The organism is Nocardiopsis tropica, from assembly GCF_042660575.1.
Classification (GTDB): domain Bacteria; phylum Actinomycetota; class Actinomycetes; order Streptosporangiales; family Streptosporangiaceae; genus Nocardiopsis; species Nocardiopsis tropica.
Map to the genome: position 1 here is coordinate 26,386 of NZ_JBHSUF010000033.1, position 23,275 is coordinate 49,660.

Genomic DNA, 23,275 nt, shown 5'->3' on the forward strand with positions numbered 1-23,275 from the left:
CGTGCAGCCTCACTTCGGAGCGGGGCGGTTCTGCCGGTGCTCCCGGCAAGGCGCCCGTTTCCACCGAGTCGTCCGTTCGGCGGGGCGGCCCTGCCCCGTTCGGGGCCGGGCGGTTCCGAGGGCCCCGGGGTCGGTACCGATTACTCCTGGCGGGACGCCCGGTCGGTCCGACGGGTTTTCACCGGGGTGCTTTCCCGGCGATCAACCGCCAAGGGTGAGAAACGTGATGATCAGGGCCAGGGCGATGACGCCCGCAATCGACCAGACAACGGTCTTCGTTCCCTGCTTCATTCTGTATACCTCTCCTCGTGTTTGTTAAGGTGCCTCCCGGCTCGGGGGTGCCGGGGAGTTCTCGTCCGAACGGTTCAGGCGTCGCGGCGCACCAGGAAGACCGCGTACACGGCGAGGGCCACGAGAGCCCAGACCGCGAGGGTCAGCGCGGCGATTCCGGGTGGAAGCTCATGCACGTCGTAGGCGGGGGCTCCGATCAGGCTCAGGCCGGCCTGGTCGGGCAGGAGCCTGAGCGCTTCCGGCCACTGCAGGACGCCGGTGGCGACGACCAGGGGGAGGGTGATCAGGATCCCCAGGGGCGTGATCGTGCTGCGGAGGAGGCCGGCGAGGCCGAAGGCGATCACCGACATGAACGCGTACACCGCGATCCACCGTCCGAGGTCGAGGAGAAGCTCTCCCGCCCCCGACCCGGCCGAGACCCCGATGAGCAGTCGCGCGGGGGCGAGCACGACGACCGCCGCGGTGAGCACGGTGGTGACCATCGCTCCCAGCTTCCCGAGCACCAGGGCGCGGCGGTCCGGGGTCGCGGTGAGGCTCATGCGAAGCTGGCCTCCGCGGTATTCGCTCGCCGCGGCGTGCACGGGCAGGACCAGGAACGCGTACACCGGGGCGAGCATGAGAGTGCCGAAGGAGGACAGCGTCGAGGGCCCTTGGGAGCCTCCGGTGTAGAAGGTGACCCCCGACGCCTCGATCACCGCCAGGAGCGTGTTCGCGGCCAGGGTGACGGCGAGCATGGTGATGCCGACCGGGTTCGTGATGATCTTGGTGATCTCTGCGGCGGTGACGTCGCGTCGACGGATCACGGGCGGCTCGGTCCTCGTGTTCACCTTGCGTCCCTCCGCTTGACGGCGAGCGTCGCGACGACAGAGGTGACGAGAGCCCAACCGGCCAGGACTGCCGCGCCGTGCCCGGCGCTGCCGGTCAGCGGCGCGCCCGCGTCCCGTCCCTGCAGCAGAAGGTTGCGCGCCGCACTCAGGGGCAGGAACGCGTCCACGGCGGGCGAAACCATCGCGACCACCTGGGCCATGGTCAGCATGATCAGGATCACCGTCGCGATGATCCCGGTCAGAGTGCGCCGGGTGATGAGGGTGATCCCGGCGCCGATCAGGGTGAACGTCACGGTGAAGAGGAGCAGGGCGGCCTCGGCCGCCAGCATGTCCGTGCTCCACAGCATGTCGGGGTTCCAGTTCCGGACAGCGATGTACATGAAGGCGTTGGCCATGGCGATGCACACGAGCCCGAGCACGAGCGCGTAGGCCGTCATGGCCGAGAGCTTGCCCAGGACCAGGCGGAGGCGGTGGGGAACGGCGACCAAGCTCAGGCCGAGCTGCCCCGCCCGGAACTCCGTACCCGCGAGCACCGCGCCGAGGATCGGGAAGAGGAGGCCCGGATTGAAGACGCTGACACCGAGCGTCTGCCGGAGTTCCGTCTCGGCGTGAACGGCCCTTCCATCGACCTCGGACATACCGTCGGGCCGCACGTTCGCGACGGTGTCGATGTTGAATCCGAGAGTCTGGTACTGGAAGAAGACGTTGAGGGCGAGGATGACGCCCGTGATCACCCAGACGCTCGGGAGGGTCAGGACCTTCGTCAACTCGGATCGGACGACGCTCAGCACGCCGATCACCAACTCTGCCCGGGCTGGCTGCCCGTCAACGAGAAGAACGCGTCTTCGAGGGAGGCGTGCCCCTCGGTGATCTCGCTCAGGGAGCCGTTCGCGATGATGCGGCCCTTGTCGATGATCACGATGTCGTCGACCGTCTCCGCGGTCTCGCCCATGAGGTGGCTGGACAGCAACACGGTGTTGCCCTGGTCGGCATACCGTCGCAGGAAGGTACGGATGGTCCGGATGCCTTCGGGGTCGAGGCCGTTGACCGGCTCGTCGAGGACGAGGATCCGCGGCTCTCCGAGCAGGGCCGCGGCCAGACCCAGCCTCTGTTTCATGCCCAGGGAGTACTTGCCCACCCGCACCTTCGCCGCTTCGGAGAGGCCGACCGTCTCCAGGACCTCGGAGATCCGCCGGGACGGTATGCGGTTGGACTGGGCGATCCAGCGAAGGTGGTCGACTCCCCGGCGTTCCGGCACGGCCGAGGCGCCGTCGAGCATCGCACCGACTGTCCTCAGGGGCTGCCGTAGCGATGTGTACGGCCGGCCCTCGATGAGCGCCGTGCCGGAGGTGGCCCGGTCGATCCCGAGGAGAACGCGGAGCGTACTCGACTTCCCGGCCCCGTTCGGGCCGAGGAAACCGGTGACCCGTCCGGGGGCGGCGCTGAAGCTCACCCGGTCGACGGCCACCTTGGGACCGTACTTCTTCGAAACGTCCTTGACTTCGATCACCGGCACCAGACCCCTTGTGTCGACCGCCTCCTCCGTGCGCATCGAGCTTCACACGCCGGGCCCCGCCGCGCTGACACCCGAAAGTGGACACCTGGCGGCCCCGGTCCGTCCGGGCGGGGTCCGGCCTCAGCCGAGGACGCCCGCCTCGTAGGCCAGGACGACGAGGTGGGTCCGGTTCTTGGCGCCGAACTTCTCGAACATGCGCCGAAGGTAGGTACGCACGGTCTCGTTGCTCAGATGGAGTTCTGCTGCGATGTCCTGGCTCCTGTGGCCGGCTGCCAGGAGACGGCAGATCTTGATCTGCTGCTCGGTGAAGGACGGGTGTCCGCCGTCAGGCGGTCCGGCCGGGGCGGCGCCGCCCCCGGCGGAGAGGCGACCGAACAACCGCGACGTCACGTCCAGCGCCAAGGACGCGTGTCCCGCGTGGACGGCTCTGATCGCGCTCAGTATCCGGACGGGCGAAGCGCTCTTCAGGAGGAAGCCGGAAGCGCCGAATCGCAGGGCCTCGTGAACGTATTCGTCGTGGTCGAACGAAGTGAGCATCACGGTTCTCGTCGAAAGCGAATTCCGTCGCAAATCGCGGACGACGTCGATGCCGCTCGGCCCCGGCATCTCGATGTCGAGCAGCAGGACGTCCGGCTCCGAGGCGGCCAGCCGCTTCACCATTCCCTTTCCCGTGTCGGCTGTGCCGACCAGGTCGATATCGGGAACCTTCGCGAAGAATTTCTTGTAGGCGCGCAGGAATCCGTCGTCGTCGTCCGCCATGAAGACCCTGATGGAGGACCCGGGGTGCGTCGGTCCTCCGGCCCCGGCCGCGTCGACGACGGCGATGTCCTCCCTGGCGGGAGGAGAGGGTTCATACACCTGCGAGCTCATGTCTTCTCCGCGTGCCCCGAGAGGAACTGGTGCTTTGCGAGCTCATTGTACAACTCGCAGCTCTGGATCAGTTCGTGGTGGGTTCCCTGGGCGATGACGCGTCCCATGTCGAGGACAATGATCTTGTCCGCCGAGACCACGGTTGAGAAACGATGGGCGATCACCAGCGTTGTCCGGTCGATTGCCGAGAGGTCCAGGGCATCCCGGATCAGGGCCTCGTTACGGCTGTCCAAATTTGATGTCGCCTCGTCCAGCAGCAGCACGGGGTTCCCGGAGAGCAGAGCCCTGGCGATTGCCAGACGCTGGCGCTGTCCACCACTGAGGCGCATGCCCATTTCGCCGATCTGCTTTTCGAGATAACGGCGTCCTTCCTCGCGGTCCTGCACGAGCCCGACTTGTCTCAGAGCGTCGATGCACTCGGTGTCCGTCGCTTCTGTGTCAGCCAGCATCAGGTTCTCTCTCACGTTCCCGGAAAGTACAACGGCGTCTTGATCGACATATGCTAGCTGCTTCCGGAGTTTATCGCGTGATAATTCCATGACGTCTTGTCCATGGAAGAGTATCCGACCGTCGGTCGGTTCGTAGAAACGCTCAAGAAGTGAGAACAGGGTTGATTTGCCAGCGCCGGACGGCCCTACGAGGGCAACGGTTTCCCCCCGTGCGACGGAGAACGAGACGCTGGAGAGCGTCAATTCTGTGGTGTCGGGGACGCTCGACGTCGGTCGGTCATACCGGAACGATACGTCTTCGAAGCGGAAGACTTCGTCCGCATGTCCGGCGAGGATACTGCTGTTTGCAGTCTGGATGTCCGGTTCTGTGGGCTCGGACTTTATCTCTAATATGCGCGCCAAGGCGCCGAAAGCTTCACCGAGGGAGGCCACGACATTCCCCACCATCGCGATCGGGGTCACCATGAGCATCAAGTACATGATGAATGCGCTCAGTTCACCGGTGGTGAGCTCCCCCGACGCGACCCTCAGGGCGCCGAAGCCGACGATCACGATCAGGAGAACCTGCACGGCCACACCGGACACCGTCTGCAGCAGCGCGCGCAGACCTGCTGCCCTGAGGCCGGCTCGGCGGACCTCCGAGGCCATCGCCATGGCCTTGTCGGATTCCCGGCCGACCGCCCGGGCGGCCCGCACAGTCTTCATGGACCCCAGCGAGCGCGAGACGCTCTCCGCGAGAGCACCCAGCGCGTTCTGCATCTGGAGCCCGACCGGCCTGGTCTTCCTGCCGAGAGCCAGGACGACGACGAACACGACCAGAACCGCCACGAAGGAGAGGCCGAGCAGTACGGGGTCGATCAACGCCATCATGACAAGCGATATCAATACGGTGATCGTGCTGATGGCAAGGTCGATCAGGCCAGATGTCAGGAAGGTCCGTGTCTCGGAGACGTCTGTCGTCACCCGCGTGACCAGGTCTGCCCGGTCCCGGAAGTCAAGCCTGGCCATCGGCAGCGAGTAGAGGTGCTTCACCAGCCGTTCGCGGGAATCATAGGCGAACCTCTCACCCGTTCGTTCGATCACGAGTTCGCGCACCCCGGTGAGCACTGCGCTGACGAGCAGGAGCACGACCAGCAGAGCCGCCTCACCCAGAGGGAGGCCGCTCTGGAAGGTGTCGACCATCCTGGACACCACGAGAGGCTGGACCGCGCCGGCGGCGGTGCCGAGGGTGCCGAGGAAGAAGGCGATGCCGAGCGGAACGCGGTACGGCCTCAGGAGCGGCAGAACGTCACGAAAACCGGCGACCGGGCCGTTTGAGGGGCCAGGCGCGCCCCCCTCCCCGGAACGGAGCGGGTCTCGGGGGTCTGTGTCCGTGTCCGAGACGGTCAATTCTTCTCACCGCCTGAGGAGGCGTACTCCGGGGTGCACACGAGCATCTTGCGGAACCCGCCCAGATCGGCGGACTCACCCACGGGGCGACCGTCGATCTCGACCCAGGCATGTGCGGCGAAGGGCCTGTCCTGGACGCCGGTGCACCAGGTGACGCCGTAGCCGTGCCACCTCGCCAGGAGCGCGGTGGCTATCGACCGCGGCAGACAGCCCTCACCGGCGCACAGCGTGCTGACGGAGACGACCAGTCCCCGGTGGTGTTCCACGTCCTCCACCGCGGGTCTCCCGCCGTTGCGCACGACCAGGCTCATGAGCTGCTTGATCCGATGCGGCTTGAGCTGGCTGACGACGAGCGCCAACCCCACACAGGCGCGAGAACGGAGCAGCGCTCCGCGGGAGGCGGACTCCGCTGCCGGTTCCGGTAGGACGGGGCTGCTCACGCTATCCTCCCCTCGACGAGACGCGCCTTTTTCATGTCCCGGAGAAGCTTGCGGACGTCGCGTCGCGCGACGTCCGGGGGCACGTCGAAATCAGTGGTGACGGTCAGGACGAGTTCATCGACCGACCGTTCTACGTCGAGGGCCTCGGCAAGTCGTATGCCAACCGCGTTCAGATGCCAGTAGGTTCCTCTCTTCGTGTCCAGCAGCAGAGCGCCTTCCTCGTTTGCGCTGATCTTGACCGTGGATTTGAGCTTTACCATGCCTGTTTTCCTCCCGCGGTGATTCTGATCTTTTCTTCGCGGACGTTCCGAAGCCATCTCTCGGCGAATTCGAGGTCAACGACTTCCGAATATGCGATCCCGTCTGCCGAGTAGGAGTCAGATGCTCTCACCACCTCTTCGTTCTTCACGAGCCCCATGTCACCGAGTAGCGACCCGTCGGAGAAGGTGTCGTGTGCGCGGTCGAGTATCGTCCGGTGGTGGTCGAACACCTCAGGTGTGTAGTCCCCCTTGTCGCGGCGAAGAAAGTAGTCGAGGCCCATCTCTTTCGGTCTCGCTGCTGCAAGCAATGGCTTGGCCGGATACTGTCGCGTTCGATCCCTGTGATTGAGGGAAAGTGCTGCTTCGACGACTCTTCTGTCGAGATACGGGCTGTCGAACTGGACCTTGTCCGACACGTAGTTCATCCTCCTGTTCACTGCCCCATGGACGGTGAGATAGGAGAGTATTTGATGGGCTGTCCGGTCCGGGGACAGTTCGGCGACTCCTTTCCGGAGCTCGGACAGGGCGAGGTTGCTCACCTGCTCCCTGGTTGCTTCGGTGAAGAAGCTGGGGAACCGTGGCACCTGGATCCAGCTCGAGTAATCAGATGCATCGTGAGCTGGATACGAGTAGTTCCCCGAGGCGATCTGGCCGAGCTCATAGGAGAAGGTCCTCCGATCCAAGAGCATTCTGAACAACGCTGGTACAGGGATGCGGTTCATCGTCCGGTACCGCCAGATCCAGGCGTACCTGCCCCGCCCACCCGACCTGAAGTAGGACCAGATCATGCTTGATACCTGCCCGAAAAGGGCGTCCCCTGCGTGTCCGTTCAGATGTAGGGTGCTTCCGGTACCCCCGATATGCTTCTCAATGGTGGAAGCCGATGCTATGGCTGTCGACAGTGCTCCAGGCCCCTCCGGAAAGATAGAGGGTGAGGCCGGGATCTCCCCCGTGATGTGGTCCAGAACCGACTGGTAGGGCACCTTCAAATGATGGGAGGAAATCTCACGCGCTGCGCGGTCCGACCACGACCAGTCGTTGTTTGATTTATCCCTCGACTCCATGAAGAAGGTGTGGAGATTCAGTCCGATGCTGGACAAGAAAAAGCCCAGCGTTGTGGAGTCCAGGCCCCCTGAAAGGTCGGCGCTGACTGCAGGACGGCCTTCTGTGCGTGACCTCAGTGCTGTCTCGATCCCTGTGGAGAGCTTGTGTTTCAGTTCATCCAGCGGCTGGTCAGCCTTCGGTGGGCGCCACCACAGACTTCTTCGGGGTTCGGAATCTTTGGCGATGTGTAGGTATTCTGCAGTCCCCAAGGCGTCGACGTTGAGCCATATCGGCCGCCGCATGAAGGGGTGGGACACCTCGGCGTTGGCGAGGCGCGTGGCGAGTACGCTTTGATCTAACTCGAAACCGTTGAGAGCGGCGAGTGGATACTGTTCGTCGCTCACTACCACAAGCCCGTCGAACCGCGTCCAGAAAAGAGACCTCGACTGAAAGACTGGAGCATAGGCGTGGAGTTCCTCCCCGTTGTGGGCGAAGAGGAGGACATCGAAGTCCACGAGCTCGTCGGCGAGGTCCTTCGTCTGTGGAAGGGAGGAGATCCTGTCCGTTTTCTCTGTGAGATCCCCGCTTTTTAGGCGGGCGTGGCCGGTGACGGCGAAGTTTAAGTTCCTGTTGTGCGATGTCAAGAATGCGCCGCTGGCTGGACTGCCCAGTATCCAGGGGCGTCCGGAGCGATGATGACAGAGCACAGGACCCACTGTGTCCTGGAACAGCGACAGGGTGCGCTCATGAATATCGGTGTCGGGGAGGATGAATAGCGCCACGATCACTCCTCTCGTGCCGGTGGTTTCATTTTGCGTATCGGGGCTCGTCCTGAATTTCTGTAGAGCGGTATTCTCCGATCTCGCATGGGAGTACGGGGCAGCACTCCAGGAGTGCTGCCCCGTACTTGTTCAGGTCGTTCAGCAGGCGGGGCTGGTCGTCCACAGGGCGCGGAAGCCGAGGATGTCATTGCAGCTCAGGCGACCCAGCGACTTCGTAAGCTTCTTGAACGAACCGATGTGGGTAAGAGAGGGGGAGGTGTACTTCTTCATGGTCTTTCCTTTCTTGGAGAACTGGCGGATCTGGCGGGGCAGCTTCCTTCAGTCTTCCACGGGCGCCAATGCAGGTCGTAGGAGGCCCCCGAAGGGGCAATGGCTTCCCCAATGACCGTGGCTGTTTGGTCGGAAAGGGCTGTAGGCAGGCCTGCTGATCCGCCGGCCCCGGTATGCGGACGAACGTTTGTCCGTCCGTAGGGAATCTAAGTGAGTTCTCCCGCCCAAGTCAATGAACCTCCGCCGCCACGGTGGATGTCTTTCGTTCTGGAAGTGCAGGTCACGGCGTTGTGAACGTTCGCCCCGGGCTTCACTCGGAGAAAGAAACCCCTGGTGGGGGAGTGTTCTTGCAGAAATCTTCGAAGGAATCAGGGATGAGGCGCCCTCCGGGGCTTCGTGGGCGCTCTGCGGTAATCGTTCTACCCTTATTGAACTGGGGTTACTGGAACAGACATGAGGAAACAGGTTCGATAATCATGAACAAATGATCTTGAATTGGAGGCGGGTACGTTCTGCAATGAATCGTTTCCGCTGTGTCATCAATCCTATTCGCCTCGTCGTCGGGCCGCCTGCTGCTGAATCGCATGTCTATGCATGCGTGAATGGACGCATGTTGTTCGAGGTGAAGTTGAGAAATTTGTGAACCAAAGTTTTCCGAGCAGGGGGGTGAAGGAGGGATTTCGTGGACGGATACTCCTCCATCAGAGCCCGGGTGGGCCCGCACCACCCTGATACGGGCCTCCGTACGGTGGCGGTTGGAAAGGCACTCGCCGAGGACGGGTGCGGAGGGTGGGGCGCCGTGGTCGGCGGTGCGGGCCGCTGTGGTGGGATCGACGCATGTTGAGAGATGCTCGGGAGGCGTCGGGTCGGCGCTCCGCCGCCTCACGGCTGGTGGACGCCGCCGTGTCCGCGGCCGTCGTGCTGGTCTTCTGGATCCCCCCGGTGCTCGGCCTAGCCCCGGGAGGGGACCGGCTGCTCGGCTCCTGCCTCGCGCTGCTCGTGGGCGGCGCCGTGCTGCTCCGGTGGAGGTTCCCGGCTGCCGCGGTGTCCGTGGCGCTGGCCTCCACGGCGGTGGGATGGCTGCTCTCCGCCACCACTGATCCCATGGTGGGGGCGGCCTGGTGCCTGTACCCCCTGGCGCTGCGGGGCGGGTCCCGGGAACGCGACGTCGGCTCCGTCGTCCTGGGGGTCCTCGTCCTGGTGTCCCTCGTGCTGGGGGTCAGCTCATCGGCACAGGACGCGATGCAGGGGGTCGTGTTCGGCCTCGGCGCGATCGGTGTGGCCTGGCTCCTCGGACGAGCCGAGGCGGAGCGGCTCGGTGCGGTGCGTCGTGCCGAACGCCAGCAGGCCGAGTTCGAGCACGTCCGGAGGGAGGCCGCCATGGCCCGCGAGGTCCACGACGTCGTGGGCCACGCGCTGAGCACCATCAGCGCCGAAGCCGCCGTCGCGCGGGCCGTGTCGTCCTCGGAGCGGGAGGAGCTCCTCGAGGCGCTGGAGGACATCGAGCACCGGTCGCGTTCGGCCCTGGTCCAGGTGCAGGACCTGGTGCGGGCGCTGCGCCGGCGTGACCGTGCTCCGCTCGGCGGCGGCGGGAACCACGCCGCCGCGCTTCGTGAGCTGGTCGCGGCGGCGACGGTGAGCGGCCTGGAGGTGGATGCCCACATCGACCTCCCGGAACACGGAGGGGAAGCCGCCTTCGTCGCCACCCGTGTCGTCCAGGAGGCGCTGAGCAACATCGTTCGGCACGCGGCGGCCGAACGGTGCGAGCTCATGCTGGCGCCGGTCGGGGGCGAGCTCGTCGTCCGGGTCGACGACGACGGCGTCGGGATCCGGGCCGGCGGGAGCGCGGGCTCGGGGATCGCCGGGATGCGCGAACGGGTCGAATCCGTCGGAGGGCGTCTGACGGTGACCAGACGTCTGAGCGGAGGGACGCGTGTCCTGGCGGAGCTCCCGCTGGAGGTGCGGCGCTGAGCACCTCCCCGACCGCGTTCCGGAGCGGCCGGGCCGGCCAAGGTGAGTTGTGAGAGTCTTTGCCGCCCCGATCCCCGACGGGCCGGTCGGCCGGGTCACACTCGGAAGTGGTGTGCGTCCGATGGAGAAGGGGTTCTGATGATCACCACCGACTTCCTGCCCGGTTCACCCTGTTGGACCGATCTGTCGTCGCCCGACGTCGAGGCTTCGGCCGCGTTCTACCGGGAGCTGTTCGGCTGGCAGGCGGTCGAGGGAGGCCCCGACAGTGCCGGGTACCGGTATTTGCTCCTGGACGGCGCCGCCGTGGCCGGGCTCGTGCCGTTCATGGGCGAGAGTGAGAGGCCCGCCTGGACGGTCTACTTCTCCGACCCCGACGTGGACGACACGGTCCTCACGGTGGAGCACCTCGGCGGAACCCTCGTGGTGGAGCCGTTCGACGTCCTCCACCGCGGGCGCATGGCGGAGTTCACCGACCCTCAGGGCGGCTACGCCGGGCTCTGGCAGGCCAGGGCCTTCCGGGGGATGGAGGCCGCCGACCGCCCCGGGACGCTGTGCTGGGTCGAGCTGTGGACCCCCGACGGCGACGGTGCGCGGGATTTCTACGCCGAGCTCTTCAAGTGGTCCTACACCGGCTTCTCCCTGCCGGGGGAGGCAGGGACGTACACGATCGTCACCCCCGCCGGGCAGGGGCGGGACCGGGCGCACGGCGGGATCATGCCGGTCGATCCCGCTCAGCTGGCCGCCACCGGGGGCGCGGCGGACTGGCACCCGGTGTTCGCGGTCGAGAACTGCGACGCGGCCGTGGAGAGGGTCCGATCGGCGGGCGGCCGGGTGTACACGGGTCCGGAGAGCACACCGGGGGTGGGGCGGCTCGCCCTGTGCGCCGACGTGTTCGGCGCGGGGTTCGTCCTGCTCGCGCCCTCGCCGATGTGAAACCGCGCCCGTTCGGGGCCGGGCCCCGGCGGGGACCGCGGCCGCAAGGAACACGGAGGCCACTGCCATGATCACCACCGACTTCACACCGGGCGCCCCCTGTTGGCTGGAGCTGGGCACACCGGACGTCGACGCGGCCGCCGCCTTCTACCGGCGGATGTTCGGGTGGACCGACACCTCGGCGGGACCGCACACGGGCGGTTACCGGTTCGCCCGCCTGGACGGGAAGGACGTCGGCGGGCTCGGCCCGCTGATGGAGGAGGGCGAGCAGCCCGCGTGGACCGCCTACTTCTCCGTCCCGGACGCGGGGGCCGCCGCCAAGGCGGTGCGCGGACTGGGCGGCACCGTGCTCGTCGAGCCGCTGGACGTCATGGGACTCGGGTGGATGGCCCACTTCCTGGATCCACGGGGCGGGCACTTCGCCGTCTGGCAGGAGGGGAGGTTCGCCGGGTTCGACGTCGCGGACCGCCCGGGCACCCTGTGCTGGCTCGAACTGTGGTCGCCGGACGGGGCGGGGGCGCGCTCCTTCTACGGCGGGCTCTTCGGATGGTCCTTCCACTCCTTCGCCCTGGCCGGGGCCCATGAGTACACGCTCGTCGGACCGGAGGGGACGGGGGAGGAGGCCGCCCACGGCGGGATCCTGCCCGTCGACAGGTCCCGGCTGTCCGACGACGCGGGCACCGCGCTCTGGATCCCCGTGTTCCGTGTGGACGACTGCGACGCCGCCGCGGAACGGGCGGCCGACGCGGGCGGACAGGTGTACACGGAGCCGGAGGACACGCCGGGCGTGGGGCGGGTCGCGAACTGCGCGGACCCCTTCGGCGCCGGGTTCATGGTCCTCGGCCCGTCGGTGTGAGCCGCCCCCGCGGGCCGGACCGGCCCGCCGGACGGCCCCGCGCGGGCCCGGTCGGGGGACGCCGGGCCCGCTCCGCCGCCTACTGCCGTGACACGGCGGACGCTCCGCCGCGCAGGACGAACTTCCGGATCTTGCCGGTGGCGGTCTTGGGGAGCTGGTCGAGGAACTCCACCTGCGTGGGCGCCTTGAAGTGGGCCAGGTTGTCGCGGGCGAAGCCGATCAGCTCCTTCTCCGTGGCCTCGGCCCCCTCGCGCAGCACCACGGACGCCCTCGGTGTCTCGCCCCAGCGCTCGTGCGGCACCCCGACGACCGCGGCCTCCAGCACCGCCGGGTGCCGCAGGAGGACCCCTTCCACCTCGACGGACGAGATGTTCTCGCCGCCGGAGATGATGACGTCCTTGATCCGGTCCTGGATCTCCACGTACCCGTCCGGGTGGGTCACCGCGGCGTCCCCGGTGTGGAACCAGCCGTCGCCCATGGCCGCCTCGGTGGCCTCGGGGTCGTCGTAGTAGCCCTTCATGACCACGTTCCCGCGCACGGTGATCTCCCCGACGGTCGTACCGTCCCAGGGGACCTCCCGGCCGGCGGTGTCCACCACGCGCAGCTCGCCGGAGGTGAGCAGCTCGACCCCCTGCCGGGCCTTGACGGCGGCGCGGTCGCGGCCGGACAGCCCCCCGTGCTCCGGCCGGGGCTCGCACACGGTGATGAACGGAGCGGTCTCCGTCAGCCCGTAGACGTGGGTGACGGTCCAGTCGAAACCGTCTTCCAGGCGCTCGATCGTGTCGGCGGCCGGGGAGGCCCCGGCGGTGACCACGCGCACGCCGGGCGGGACCTCGCCGCGCACCCCCTCCGGGGTGTTGGCCAGCATGATCAGCACGGTGGGCGCCGCGCACAGCCAGGTGACGCCCTCGTCGCGGATCAGGTCGTACACGGTGGCCGGGTCCATCGCGGGCAGGCACACGTGGGTGGCGGACGCGGCCGTCACCGTCCACGTGTAGGTCCATCCGTTCGCGTGGAACATCGGCAGGGTCCACAGGTACCGGTCGCCGACGTCCATCCGCAGGTGGAGCAGGGTGCCCACCGAGTTCATGTACGCGTTGCGGTGGGTGATCATCACGCCCTTGGGGCGCGCGGTGGTCCCGCTCGTGTAGTTGACGGTCAGGAGGTCGGTCTCCTCGACGACCGGGCGCACGAACTCGGGGGAGGCCTCCGCGACCAGGGCCTCGTAGTCCTCCCAGCCGGACCGGGCCCCCTCCAGCGCCACGAACCGCTCCACGTCCGGAAGCCGGTCGCGGACGGCGTCGACGGTGTCGAGCTGGTCGGCGTGCACGCACAGGACCTTCGCCCCGGAATGGTTGACGATGTAGGCGAAGTCGTCGGCGGACAGGCGGAAGTTCACCGGTACCAGGACCGCGCCGAGCTGCGGCACCGCGTAGAAGGACTCCAGCTGCGCGTGGGTGTTGGGGGAGATGTACGCGACCCGGTCGCCCTTGGCCACCCCCATGCCCTGGAGGACCGACGACCACCGGTCGCACCGGTCGAAGAACTCCTCGTAGGTCAGCCGGAGGCCCCGGTCGACGACCGCCTCGCGGTCCGGGTGCAGTCTGCGCGTCCGGCGCGCGAACTCCAGGGGGGTCAGTGCGAGTTCCATGGTGCCTTCCTTCTGTGCTGGGCCGGTCCGTGTCCGCGGCGGGCCCGTGTCCGCGGCGGTTCCCGGCTGGGGGCGGTCACAGTGCGAACAGCCGTGCCGCGTTGCCGTGGAGGACGGCCCGCAGCCAGTCCGGGCCCAGGCCGAGGCGGGTCAGGGCGTGGAGCTGCTCGGCGTAGGGGTAGGGGATGTTCGGGAAGTCGGTGCCCAGCAGGACGCGCTCGCCCAGGTCCGCCAGGCGGGGGAGGGCGTCGGCGGGGAACGGCGCCCGGGCCTCGGCGAAGTCGGTGAACACCATCGTGGTGTCGAGGTGGACGCGGCCGTACTTCTCGGCGAGGTCCAGGAACTCGACGTACTCCGGCGCCCCGGCGTGCGCGATGACGGCGGTCAGCCGGGGGTGTGCGCTCAGGACCTCGGAGAAGGGGCCCGGACCGGTGAATCGGCCCGGCTCGGGGCCGGAACCGCAGTGGACCACCACGGGCGTCCCGGCGTCGGCGAGGTTCCCCCAGACGTCGGAGAGCAGGGGGTCGCGCGGGTCGTAGCCGCCGACCTGGAGGTGGGCCTTGAACACGAGGACGCCGGCCTCGACGGCGGCGGCCACGTAGTCGCCGGCGCCGGGCTCGGGGTAGAAGGTGGCGCTGCGCAGGCAGTCGGGGTTGTCGTCGGCGAAGCCGCCCGCCCAGTCGTTGAGCCACACGGCCATGTCCGGCCGGTGCGGGTACGAGAGCGCCGTGAAGTGGCGGACGCCGAACCCCCTGAGCAGGGCGAGGCACTCGTGCTCGTCCCCCCGGTAGGCGAGGGGCCACTGGTCTCCGAGGGCGTCGAAGTGGTTCCGCACCTTGCGCAGCACGTTGTGCGGCATGAAGTGCGTGTGGACGTCGATGAGCCCCGGGAGGCCCAGGTCCCGCCAGACCGTGTGGACGTCGGCGGACCCGGACGCGGGGTCGGATGAGACTCGTGTCACACCTGACACGATACGTGGGCGTTCCCCCGCTGTTCGTGCTGGCCCTGCGGGGAACTCCGGGTCGCCCGCGGAAGACGGGGGCCGAGGGGGCGGGGTCGGGGGATGCCGGGACCTCGGCCGCCGCGGGAGCCGCCCCGGGCCGTGGGCCGTGAACCCTCGGCGCGCCGTTCCGGCGGAGCCCTCCCGGGAAGGCGGAGGGCCCGGCCGGTGCGTCCGGGTCAGCGCCGCCGGGTGCGCGCCGTGGTCGGCGCGATGCGGTCGTTGCGCAGGTGCTCGTAGACGATCGAGGCGCGCACGTCCGCGACCTCGGGTCTCTCCGTCAGCTTGTCGACGACGAACGCGTACAGGCTGTTGTTGTCCGGCAGGGCCACGTGGACCAGGAAGTCCTCGCTGCCCGAGGTGACGAACACGGACAGGGTGTCCGGCAGGGAGCGGACCCAGTCCCGGAAGGCCTCGATGTTGTGGCGTGAGGGCTTCACGACGCTCACGGTGATGAGCGCCTGCACCGGGCGGCCGATCTTCTCCAGGTCCACGTCCAGGATCGAGCCGCGAATCACACCCTTCTCCCGCAGCGCGCGGGTCCGGTCGAGGGTCGTCGTGGGCGATGCGCCGACCGCGGCGGCCACGTCCCGGTTGGTTTTTCGTGCGTCTGACTGGAGTTCGGCCAGAATCGCCGTATCAAGTTCGTCAAGATCAGGCATGGGCGCATTGTAGCCGTATTAAATACGGAATGTTGTGTATACACCCGCTCTATGATTAACATTTAAGAGAAAAGGTCGTATTTGGCTCGCCGAGGAAGTGATCCTTCCGGAGCAGGCACCGTCGCCCCGCCGTTCGGCCCAGCTCTGGCGCGAGGACGCGCCACCGCAGAACACAAGGGACGTCCGTACCGTGAGACCTTCCTCTGTCCCGGCAGCCGCCGACCGACCGTCGGCCCGCCCGCGGACCCGTGGCCGCACCCTGGCCCTCATCGCGATCGTCTGCGCGGCGCTCAACCTGCGCCTGGTGGTCACCTCGCTGTCCCCCCTGCTCGCCACGGTGGGGGAGGAGTTCGGGTTCACCGCCGTCGTCGTCGGCGTGTTCGGCACCCTGCCCCTGATCGCCTTCGCGGTGTTCGGTCTGGTCACGCCCGCGATCATGCGCCGGCTGGGGCCGGAGGCCACCGCCGCTCTGAGCATGCTCCTGACCGGGGCGGGACAGGTCGTGCGCTCCTTCGCCCCCGACACCGGGACCCTGCTGGTCCTCACCGGCATCGCCCTCACCGGCGCGGCGCTGGGCAACGTCGTGCTCCCGCCGCTGATCAAGCAGTACTTCCCCGACCGCCTGGCGGCCCTGAGCACGGTCCAGATGGTCGCCATCCACGCGGGAGCCCTGTTCCCCCCGCTGGTCGCCGTCCCCCTGGCCGAGACGATGGGCTGGCGCTTCGCCCTGGGCGCCTGGTCGGTGCTCGCCCTGGCGGCCGCCCTGCTGTGGGCGCTCCAGGGGCGCCGGGTGCGCCGGGACGCCCCGGCCGTCGCCGCCTCCGGGCGCCGGTCGGGCGCCGTCCCGGCCGACGGCGCGGGGCCGGAGGACGCCGCCGGCGCCGGACCGGCCCGCCCGATCTGGCGGGTCGGCACGGCCTGGCGGATGGCCCTGCTGTTCGGCATGGTCACCTGGAACGTCTTCACCCTGTTCACCTGGCTGCCCGCGCTGCTGACCGGCGCGGGCCACTCCCCGGCTGCTGCCGGTGCCATGGTGTCCCTGATGGTGGGCTCCAGCCTGCTGTTCGGGCTGGTCGCGCCGACCCTCACCCTGCGTGCCGTGAACACCTTCCCGATCGTGGCACTCGGCCTCACCGGCTACGCGGTCGGCTACCTGGGGGTGGCGGCGGCACCACAGCTGGCGCCGCTGTGGGTGGTCTGCCTGGGCCTGGGCACCAGCCTGTTCGTGGTGACCATGACGATGATCAACGCGCGCAGCACCACCGCGCGGGGCTCGGCGGCCCTGTCCGGGTTCGTGCAGGGCGCGGGCAGCGGGATCGCCCTGGGAGGCCCTCTGCTGTTCGGGCTGCTGCGTGAGCTGACCGGGGGCTGGACCGCCTCGTACGCACTGGTCGCCGGCGGGTCGCTGGCGGTGGCGTTCGTCGTCGCCCACGTCGAGCGCACGCCGTGGACCATCGAGGCGGCCGCGGCCGGAGGCCGTCCCGGCTGACCGGCGCCCCCGCGGGCGGCGTGCCGGTGGGCGGCCCCGGGCCGGGAAAGGCCCGGTTGGCCGGACCCGGCCACCCGGTGCACGTGCACCGGGTGGCCGGGTCCGGCCGCTGTCTCCCCCGAGCGCGGCCGGGGCCCCGGCCGCCCGCCGATCCCGGCCGGGCCGCGTCCCCGGAGGGGCGCAACCGGGTGGCCCAGGTGATCGGTCCTGGCCAGAGGCATGGGAGACGGGCCGGGGCGGTCCCCGCCAGGCCTTTGCGCAGGCCCGGCGAGCCGCGAGTGCGCCGTCGGCGGAGGGGGGTTTCCGGTCGGTCCGCCGATGTACGGGGCAGAAACACCAAACCTCGCTAATACGGGCAAGACGCGCATAATGACGTCATGACAAGCCCACCCCTCGACAGGCCGTCCCCAGCGGCCCGTGATCGGGTCCCCCGACCGCGATGACAGCGGATCGGGATCGCCGACCCCCGCCCCCCGGCCCGGTCCCCCCGGTGGGCGGCGCGGAGGAGGTCCGGCCGCTCATCCGCAACCACGACTTCCAGACGCTCTGGGTCAGCCGGTTCTTCGCCGGGCTCGGCAAGGAGAGCGGAGAGGTCGCCTACCCGCTCCTCGTCCTCTTCCTCGCCGGCTCGGCCACGCAGGCGGGCGTCATCGGGTCGGCCCAGGTGGCCACCGCCATGGTCGCCGCCGTGGCCGGGGGCGTGCTCGCGGACCGGGCCGACCGCAGGACCGTCCTGCTGTTCTGCGACCTCGGACGCCTGGCGCTGCTCGCCCTTTTCGCGCTCCTGCTGTTCACGGGGAAGGTGGCGTTCCCCGTCATCGTGGCGGTCGCGGTCGGCTCGTCGGCGATGATGGGCGTCTCCAACCCGGTCGCCATGGCCTCCGTCAAGCAGCTGGTCCCGGCCTCGCAGGTGTCCGGGGCCGCCGCCCAGAACCAGATCCGCTTCTCCACCACCACGGCCCTGGGCGCGCCCATCGCCGGGTCGCTGTTCAGCCTGGGCCGCGCCCTGCCCTTCGTGACGGAGGCCCTCGCCTACCTGGTGTCGGCGGCACTGGTGCTGTTCATCCGCCGCCCGATGCAGGCCTGCCGCGCTCCGGCGCGCGAGCGCTGGACCCTGCGCGGCACGGTCGGCGGGTTCTCCCTGCTGGCGGCGGACCCGATCCTGCGACCGATGATCCTGTGGATCGTCGGGTTCAACCTGGCCTTCTCGCAGTCGGGGGCGTTCCTCGCGCTCATCGCGACGGCGGAGGCGCAGGGCGCGGGCCATGTGCAGATCGGCCTGACCGTGTCCCTGGCAGGATCGGGCGGACTGGTCGGCGCCCTCGCCGCCGGCGCGGTCCTCAGGTGGGTACGTCCCTCCTCCGCGTTCCTCGCCGCGGCCTGGTCGGCTCCGCTGTGCGCCCTCGGACTGGCGGTCGCGCCGAACGCGGTGTCGCTCGGTGTGTTGCTGGGTCTCGTGTTCGCCGTCGTTCCGTGCGTGAACGCCCTGTTCTACGGCTACGTGGCCGCGTCGGTCGGCGACGGGTACCAGGGCAGGGTGCTGGGGGCGGTCATGTTCATGGCGCTGGTCTCCCAGCCGGTCGGCATCCTCGGGATCGGGATCGTCTTCGACCGTGCGGGGCCGACCTGGGTGTTCCTGGCGATGGCGGGCCTGTCGGCGCTCGCGGCGCTGTTCACCCTCTCGCCGGTGATGCGGGACCTCCCGCGCCCGGAGGAGCTGGCCGGGACCTGAGCGCGGAGGCCGGACCCCACCCGCCCCGGGCGCGGGCGGCGGAACGGGGCCACGTCCCCACGCGGACCCCTTCCGCGGGGCGCACCGGGGCGGGGCCCGCGAGGACGCGCCCCCGGGGTCGGAGGCCGCCGACAGGCCGGGCCGGATGTCGGCACGACGCCACGTTTTTCCCATATATGGAGTTCAGGGTGTTACGTGCTCCGAGGACGGGGGGTACTACACCCACAGGTATTCGTGACTCTCCGTGATGGGATAACTGTGAAACGTATCGCCGCCGTCCTCGCCGCCGCCGGACTCGCCCTGACCGCCGCCGCCCCGGCCCACGCGGCCCAGGGCACGCTCGAACTGGGCCCGAGGAGTTTCGAGAACCCGAGCGGGTGCTACAACTTCCGGCCGTTCGAGGCCAAGACCGTCACCAACCTGACGGACGAGACGGTCACCGTCCACTACGAACGCGACTGCTCGGGGGAGGTGGTCGGGCAGGTCGGGCCGCAGGCGACCGAACGGTTCGACAACAGCCTCTCCACCTTCAGCGTCCACGTCCCGTGAGACGGCCCCGGCCCCCGGGCACGTCGTGCACGGGGGCCGGGGCCCGGGTTCGAGCGGAGCACGGCGGGGCCCGGCGGGCCCCGCCCCCGCGGGAGCCCCGTCCGATCCCTTCGCGCGCCCGCCGGCCGCCCACCGGAACAGTCCCCTGGACTCGTCCGGCCCCGGGTCAGCCCTCGAAGGGCATCGCCATCAGCGGGTCCGAGGTCGGCTGTTCGGAGCCGCCCTCCGGCTCGACCGTGACCGCCACGCCGTCGGTGTCCTCGTCCTCCGGGGTCGCCAGCACCGGCAGCACGAACCCGGCCTCGTCCACCGACAGGACCCCCGCCGACGAGACGGTGCCGTCGGGGCGGGTCAGCCAGAGCTGGTAGTCCTCGTCCTCCAGCCGCTCCAGCCCGTGCGCGCTGAACACCAGCTGCCCGCTGGCCTCCGAGTGCACGACGGTCACGGACACGCCCTCCATGGGCTCGGCCGTGGTGTGGTCGGCGCCCGGGTCCGACAGCACGGCGGCGATCTGCCGCTCGTTCTGGCGCAGGCGCTCCACCTCGCGGATCTGGTCGACGGCCACCGCTCCCAGGGCGACCACGAGCACCAGGCACGCCGCGAGTACCAGCCCCGTGCCCCGGTTCCACCGCTTGCGGCGGGGCTCGGGCAGTGGCTCGGGCGGCGGCGCGAGCTGGCGGGTCCTCGCCACCTCCTCCAGCACGAGCCGGCGCAGCTCCGCCGGGGGCGTGAGCGCCGCGGCGGAACCCAGCAGGGCCGTCGTCTCGGCGAAGCCCCGCACCTCCTGCACGCACGAGTCGCAGTCGGCCAGGTGGTCCTCGAACCGGACGCTCTCACCCGGCGACAGCGCGCCGAGTGCGTAGGCGCCCGAGAGCGTGTGCAGGTCCTGGCCCAGTCTCCTGCTCACCACTCCACCCCCAGGCAGTCGCGCAGCCGGATCAGCCCGTCGCGCATCCGCGTCTTCACGGTGCCCAACGGCGTGGACAGCAGACGGGCGACCTCACGATAGGTGTACCCGCCGTAGTAGGCCAGGCGCACGGACTGGCTCTGGAGCTCGGTCAGGGTGTCCAGGCACCGGCGCACCCGCTCCCGTTCGAGGCGGTCGGTGGCCTCCTCGGCCACCTCGTCGTAGGGGCGGTGCGTGTCGGCCGCCACCGCGCGCGCCTCCCGGTCCGTGGCCGCCTGCTCGGACCGCACCCGGTCCACGGCCCTCCGGTGGGCGAGCGTCATCACCCACGCGCGAGGGCTCCCCCGACGCTCGTCGTAGCGGCACGCGGTGCGCCACACCTCCACCATGACCTCCTGCGCGACCTCCTCGGACTGGGCCGGGTCCCTCAGGACCCGTCGCACCAGACCGTAGACGGCCGGACTGACCAGGTCGTACACCTCGCCGAACGCGCCCTCGTCGCCACGGGCCACCTCGCGGAGCAGCCGCGTGAGCCCCTGGTCGGACGGGGCGGGGGCCGCCGCCCCCTCCACGCGGCGGGGACCACGGGGCGCCGTGGCTTCCTCGTTCATCCGCTCCTCGTTCCTGGTCGGTACGCGGTCGTGCTCCTACGGCTCCTGCCCGGTGGCCGTGTGACGCACGGGCCCGGACGGCCCGGCGTCATCGCGCGGGCCGCCCGGGTGCGTCGTGCTCGGAGCCTGGGTCGTGTTTTCCGGATCATTCCGCCCTCGCGTCCACCCGGCCTCCTCGCGCGGCGCCTCCGCGCCCGTGGAGCACGACCAGTCTGGACCTCGCAGATCGTCTTGCGGGAGACCGCCCGGTCGGCCGCCCGCGCCGGTGTCGGATTCGCCGACACCGGCGAAGGCATCCGGAGAGCACCACCTAGGAGGGCATGAGCACGGTGTCGACGATGTAGACGGTCGCGTTCGAGGTCTGGACGTTGCCGCAGACCACGGCGGAGTCGTCGTCGACCGTGTAGTCCTCGCCGGACCCGGCGGTCGTGACGTCCCCGCCCTGGAGCGACGTGAACGTGCCCTCCTCCAGGTCGGCGGGCGCGTGGCGTCCCTCGACCACGTGGTAGGTCAGGACCTCGGTGAGCTGCTCCTGGTCGGCCAGGAGGGCGTCCAGGTCCTCCTGCGGGATCTTCTCGAAGGCGTCGTTGCTGGGCGCGAAGACGGTGATGTCCTCGGCCGAGTTCAGGGTGTCGACGAGGTCGGCCTCGCCCACGGCTGTCACGAGGGTGGACAGCAGCGGGTTGTTGGACGCGGCCGTCGCGACCGGGTCCTGGGCCATGCCCTCGAAGCTGCCGTCGCCGTCCGCCGGCACGTCGGCACAGCCGGGGCCGAAGTTCTCCCCGGCCTCCTGCATCCCGCCGGAGCCCTCGTTCTCCTCCGTGGCGGGGCTCTCCTCGGCGCCGCCCGCGGCCGGGGTCTCGGCCTCCGTGTCCCCTTCCATCCCGCCACAGGCCGACAGGCCGAAGGCGAGGACGGCGGCGGCTGCGGTGGCAGTGAGAGCGTTCTTGCGGATCATGGTTCTCTCCTTCAACTGGGTGAACTTCGGTTGTCTCGAACCGCTGCCCGGGAGCAGCGGAAGCGTGGTCACTCGGCGGTGAAACGGACGCGGTGCCACCCGGTGGCGCCGTTCGGGACCGGGTCGACCCGCTCCGGGGGCTGGGTGCGGCCGGCGGAGTCGGTGGCGCGGACCTCGACGGTGTGCTGGCCGGGGTCGACGACGGTCTCCGCGACCCACTGGACCCAGGTGTCGATGCCCGGAACCCGGGCCAGCTCGGCGGTCTGCCACGCGCCGTCGTCCACGCGGACCTCGACGGCGTCGACCCCCCGGCGCTGGGCCCAGGCCACCCCGGCGAGGACGACCTCCCCGGAGCCGACGCGCCCCAGGGGGGCGGGCACGTCCACCCGCGACATGGTCTTGACCGGCGCCCGCACGGCCCAGCCGCGCTGTGCCCAGTAGGCCTGCTCGTCGGCGAACCGGGTGAGCTTGATGTCGGTGACCCACTTGGTGGCGCTGACGAACCCGTACAGACCGGGGACGACCATGCGGGCCGGGTACCCGTGGACGGGGGTCAGGGCCTCGCCGCCCATGCCGACGGCGAGGAGGGCGTCGCGTCCGTCCATGACGACCTCCGTGGGGGTGCCGCAGGTCCATCCGTCGTGGGAGGTGCTGAGGATCTGGTCGGCGTCCGCGTGGACTCCGGCGCGGCGCAGGAGGTCCGCGAGGGGGTGGCCGAGCCAGCGGGTGTTGCCCGCGAGGTCCCCGCCGACCTGGTTGGACACGCAGGTCAGGGTGATGTCGGCCTCGACGAGGGGCAGGCCGAGGAGTTCTTCCATGTCGATCTCGAACGGCCGGTCGACCATGCCGTGCACACGCAGGGTCCACCGGGAGGCGTCCACCCGCGGGACGGTGAGGGCTGTGTCGATCCGGTAGAAGTCCTCCGCGGGGGTGCTGAAGGGGGACAGGCCCGGCACACCGAGGTCGGTTCCGGAGGGCAGCGGGGCGAGGGGTTCGGCGGCGGCGGGGAGGGCGATCGCGGACCGCCCGCCCGTGCCGCCGAGGGCGGACGGCAGCAGGCGGCCCAGGGCGCCGGCCGTCCCGGAGGCGGCCAGGACCCCCGCCGCGGTCAGGACGAAGCCGCGCCTCCCGGGCCCCTGGGCGGGTCCCGGCTCGGGAGCGTGCGCCGTCTGCGCGCCCCCGGTGCCGTGTGCGTCCGGGGCGTCCTGCGAGCCCTGCGCGTCCGCCGGCGCCTGCGGGCCTGCGCCTGTCGGCCCGTCCGCCCCGGCTGCGGCCTCCGCCGCCGGGCGGAGGTACCCGCGCGCGCTCCGGAGGAGAAGGGCGAGGGCCGAGGCCCCTGCCGCCGCGCCGACGAGTACGGGGATCGCGGCCCCCGGCTCGTCGGCGCGGCGCAGGAGCACGGCGGCGATCCCCGCCGCCGCGAACACCGCCAGCCCTGCGTACCCGACTGCCGGGCGCCGGAGCGCCACGACGCCGAGCACGGCCCCGACACCGAGGAGGACGACCGCGATTCCGGAGAGCAGTACGACTTTGTCGGCTGTTCCGAACAGCGAGATCGCCAGCTCCATCAGGGCCGGCGGTGTGTTGTCGACGACGGCGTCGCCGACAGCGATCACCGGTGGCGCGGTCCGGGCCAGCGCGGAGGCCAGCTCGGCGGCGCCCAGTGAGGCGCCGACCGAGAGGAGCCCCACGACCGTCCCGACGACGGTCCGTCGCCTGTCGCGTGGCGGGTTTCTCGTCCCGCGTGTCTCGGTGGTCACATGGGGTATTCGGACCCGGAGGCCGGGCGGATGGGTCGGCCGGGAACTTTTTCCGAGG

The 23,275-nt window shown here is 69.8% G+C and carries 22 protein-coding genes; 6 read left to right on the forward strand and 16 right to left on the reverse strand.

Going from position 1 to position 23,275, the window contains the following annotated elements; genetic code table 11:
* Nucleotides 1-365 precede the first annotated feature (365 nt).
* The 9 genes from ACFQBR_RS32460 to ACFQBR_RS32500 form a co-directional block, all read right to left on the reverse strand.
* A complete protein-coding gene (locus ACFQBR_RS32460) occupies nucleotides 366-1,118 on the reverse strand; it encodes an ABC transporter (protein ID WP_344182531.1) in 753 nt (250 codons plus the stop codon).
* Nucleotides 1,115-1,909, reverse strand: coding sequence for an ABC transporter permease (locus ACFQBR_RS32465; protein WP_344182529.1), 795 nt, complete (start codon nucleotides 1,907-1,909; stop codon nucleotides 1,115-1,117). Before ACFQBR_RS32465 ends, ACFQBR_RS32460 begins: the two co-directional genes overlap by 4 nt.
* Nucleotides 1,910-1,914: 5 nt before the next feature.
* Nucleotides 1,915-2,628: an ABC transporter ATP-binding protein gene (locus tag ACFQBR_RS32470; RefSeq protein ID WP_267950209.1), complete on the reverse strand. Its 714-nt coding sequence runs from the start codon at nucleotides 2,626-2,628 to the stop codon at nucleotides 1,915-1,917.
* Between the two features lie 126 nt (nucleotides 2,629-2,754).
* Nucleotides 2,755-3,504, reverse strand: coding sequence for a response regulator transcription factor (locus ACFQBR_RS32475; RefSeq protein ID WP_344182527.1), 750 nt, complete (start codon nucleotides 3,502-3,504; stop codon nucleotides 2,755-2,757).
* A complete protein-coding gene (locus ACFQBR_RS32480) occupies nucleotides 3,501-5,342 on the reverse strand; it encodes an ABC transporter ATP-binding protein (protein WP_344182525.1) in 1,842 nt (613 codons plus the stop codon). Before ACFQBR_RS32480 ends, ACFQBR_RS32475 begins: the two co-directional genes overlap by 4 nt.
* Nucleotides 5,339-5,782 carry a lasso peptide biosynthesis B2 protein gene (locus ACFQBR_RS32485; RefSeq protein ID WP_267947506.1) on the reverse strand — a complete coding sequence of 148 codons (444 nt, stop codon included), beginning with the start codon at nucleotides 5,780-5,782 and terminating at the stop codon, nucleotides 5,339-5,341. Before ACFQBR_RS32485 ends, ACFQBR_RS32480 begins: the two co-directional genes overlap by 4 nt.
* A complete protein-coding gene (locus ACFQBR_RS32490) occupies nucleotides 5,779-6,042 on the reverse strand; it encodes a PqqD family protein (protein WP_267947507.1) in 264 nt (87 codons plus the stop codon). Before ACFQBR_RS32490 ends, ACFQBR_RS32485 begins: the two co-directional genes overlap by 4 nt.
* The gene (locus ACFQBR_RS32495) at nucleotides 6,036-7,868 is read right to left on the reverse strand and encodes an asparagine synthase-related protein (RefSeq protein ID WP_344182523.1); all 1,833 of its coding nucleotides are present in this window, start codon (nucleotides 7,866-7,868) and stop codon (nucleotides 6,036-6,038) included. The genes ACFQBR_RS32490 and ACFQBR_RS32495 overlap by 7 nt, the downstream gene beginning before the upstream one ends.
* Before the next feature lie 138 nt (nucleotides 7,869-8,006).
* Nucleotides 8,007-8,138 (reverse strand): putative RiPP precursor, encoded by a 132-nt coding sequence (locus ACFQBR_RS32500; protein ID WP_267947509.1) that lies wholly within the window; start codon nucleotides 8,136-8,138, stop codon nucleotides 8,007-8,009.
* Nucleotides 8,139-8,975: 837 nt separating this feature from the next.
* On the opposite strand from ACFQBR_RS32500, the gene ACFQBR_RS32505 reads away from it, so the two are divergent.
* The 3 genes from ACFQBR_RS32505 to ACFQBR_RS32515 all read left to right on the forward strand — a co-directional run bounded on the left by ACFQBR_RS32505 (nucleotide 8,976) and on the right by ACFQBR_RS32515 (nucleotide 11,898).
* Nucleotides 8,976-10,109, forward strand: coding sequence for a sensor histidine kinase (locus ACFQBR_RS32505; protein ID WP_344182521.1), 1,134 nt, complete (start codon nucleotides 8,976-8,978; stop codon nucleotides 10,107-10,109).
* Nucleotides 10,110-10,247: 138 nt separating this feature from the next.
* Nucleotides 10,248-11,042, forward strand: coding sequence for a VOC family protein (locus ACFQBR_RS32510; RefSeq protein WP_267947511.1), 795 nt, complete (start codon nucleotides 10,248-10,250; stop codon nucleotides 11,040-11,042).
* 67 nt (nucleotides 11,043-11,109) lie between these two features.
* Nucleotides 11,110-11,898: a VOC family protein gene (locus tag ACFQBR_RS32515; RefSeq protein WP_267947512.1), complete on the forward strand. Its 789-nt coding sequence runs from the start codon at nucleotides 11,110-11,112 to the stop codon at nucleotides 11,896-11,898.
* A 79-nt stretch (nucleotides 11,899-11,977) separates the two neighbouring features.
* On the opposite strand, the gene ACFQBR_RS32520 is transcribed toward ACFQBR_RS32515, so the two are convergent.
* The 3 genes from ACFQBR_RS32520 to ACFQBR_RS32530 form a co-directional block, all read right to left on the reverse strand.
* Nucleotides 11,978-13,549, reverse strand: coding sequence for a long-chain-fatty-acid--CoA ligase (locus ACFQBR_RS32520; protein ID WP_344182518.1), 1,572 nt, complete (start codon nucleotides 13,547-13,549; stop codon nucleotides 11,978-11,980).
* Between the two features lie 76 nt (nucleotides 13,550-13,625).
* A complete protein-coding gene (locus ACFQBR_RS32525) occupies nucleotides 13,626-14,510 on the reverse strand; it encodes an amidohydrolase family protein (RefSeq protein WP_344182516.1) in 885 nt (294 codons plus the stop codon).
* 218 nt (nucleotides 14,511-14,728) lie between these two features.
* The gene (locus ACFQBR_RS32530) at nucleotides 14,729-15,211 is read right to left on the reverse strand and encodes an Lrp/AsnC family transcriptional regulator (protein WP_267947515.1); all 483 of its coding nucleotides are present in this window, start codon (nucleotides 15,209-15,211) and stop codon (nucleotides 14,729-14,731) included.
* Nucleotides 15,212-15,401: 190 nt separating this feature from the next.
* Here ACFQBR_RS32530 and ACFQBR_RS32535 point away from each other — a divergent pair, with 190 nt between their 5' ends.
* From ACFQBR_RS32535 to ACFQBR_RS32545, 3 genes are all read left to right on the forward strand, one after another.
* A complete protein-coding gene (locus ACFQBR_RS32535) occupies nucleotides 15,402-16,700 on the forward strand; it encodes an MFS transporter (protein WP_344182514.1) in 1,299 nt (432 codons plus the stop codon).
* Nucleotides 16,701-17,139: 439 nt separating this feature from the next.
* Nucleotides 17,140-18,432 (forward strand): MFS transporter, encoded by a 1,293-nt coding sequence (locus ACFQBR_RS32540; protein WP_344185940.1) that lies wholly within the window; start codon nucleotides 17,140-17,142, stop codon nucleotides 18,430-18,432.
* 258 nt (nucleotides 18,433-18,690) lie between these two features.
* Nucleotides 18,691-18,981 (forward strand): hypothetical protein, encoded by a 291-nt coding sequence (locus ACFQBR_RS32545; protein WP_267947518.1) that lies wholly within the window; start codon nucleotides 18,691-18,693, stop codon nucleotides 18,979-18,981.
* 166 nt (nucleotides 18,982-19,147) lie between these two features.
* Here the strand turns inward: ACFQBR_RS32545 and ACFQBR_RS32550 are convergent, their stop codons facing one another.
* From ACFQBR_RS32550 to ACFQBR_RS32565, 4 genes are all read right to left on the reverse strand, one after another.
* Entirely contained in the window at nucleotides 19,148-19,888 is a 741-nt protein-coding gene (locus ACFQBR_RS32550; protein WP_344185939.1) for an anti-sigma factor, read from the reverse strand.
* Nucleotides 19,885-20,499 carry an ECF RNA polymerase sigma factor SigK gene (gene sigK / locus ACFQBR_RS32555; protein WP_267947520.1) on the reverse strand — a complete coding sequence of 205 codons (615 nt, stop codon included), beginning with the start codon at nucleotides 20,497-20,499 and terminating at the stop codon, nucleotides 19,885-19,887. The genes ACFQBR_RS32550 and sigK overlap by 4 nt, the downstream gene beginning before the upstream one ends.
* Nucleotides 20,500-20,809: 310 nt before the next feature.
* A complete protein-coding gene (locus tag ACFQBR_RS32560) occupies nucleotides 20,810-21,457 on the reverse strand; it encodes a fasciclin domain-containing protein (RefSeq protein ID WP_344185938.1) in 648 nt (215 codons plus the stop codon).
* A 68-nt stretch (nucleotides 21,458-21,525) separates the two neighbouring features.
* A complete protein-coding gene (locus tag ACFQBR_RS32565) occupies nucleotides 21,526-23,226 on the reverse strand; it encodes a molybdopterin-dependent oxidoreductase (protein ID WP_378554952.1) in 1,701 nt (566 codons plus the stop codon).
* Between the last annotated feature and the right edge of the window lie 49 nt (nucleotides 23,227-23,275).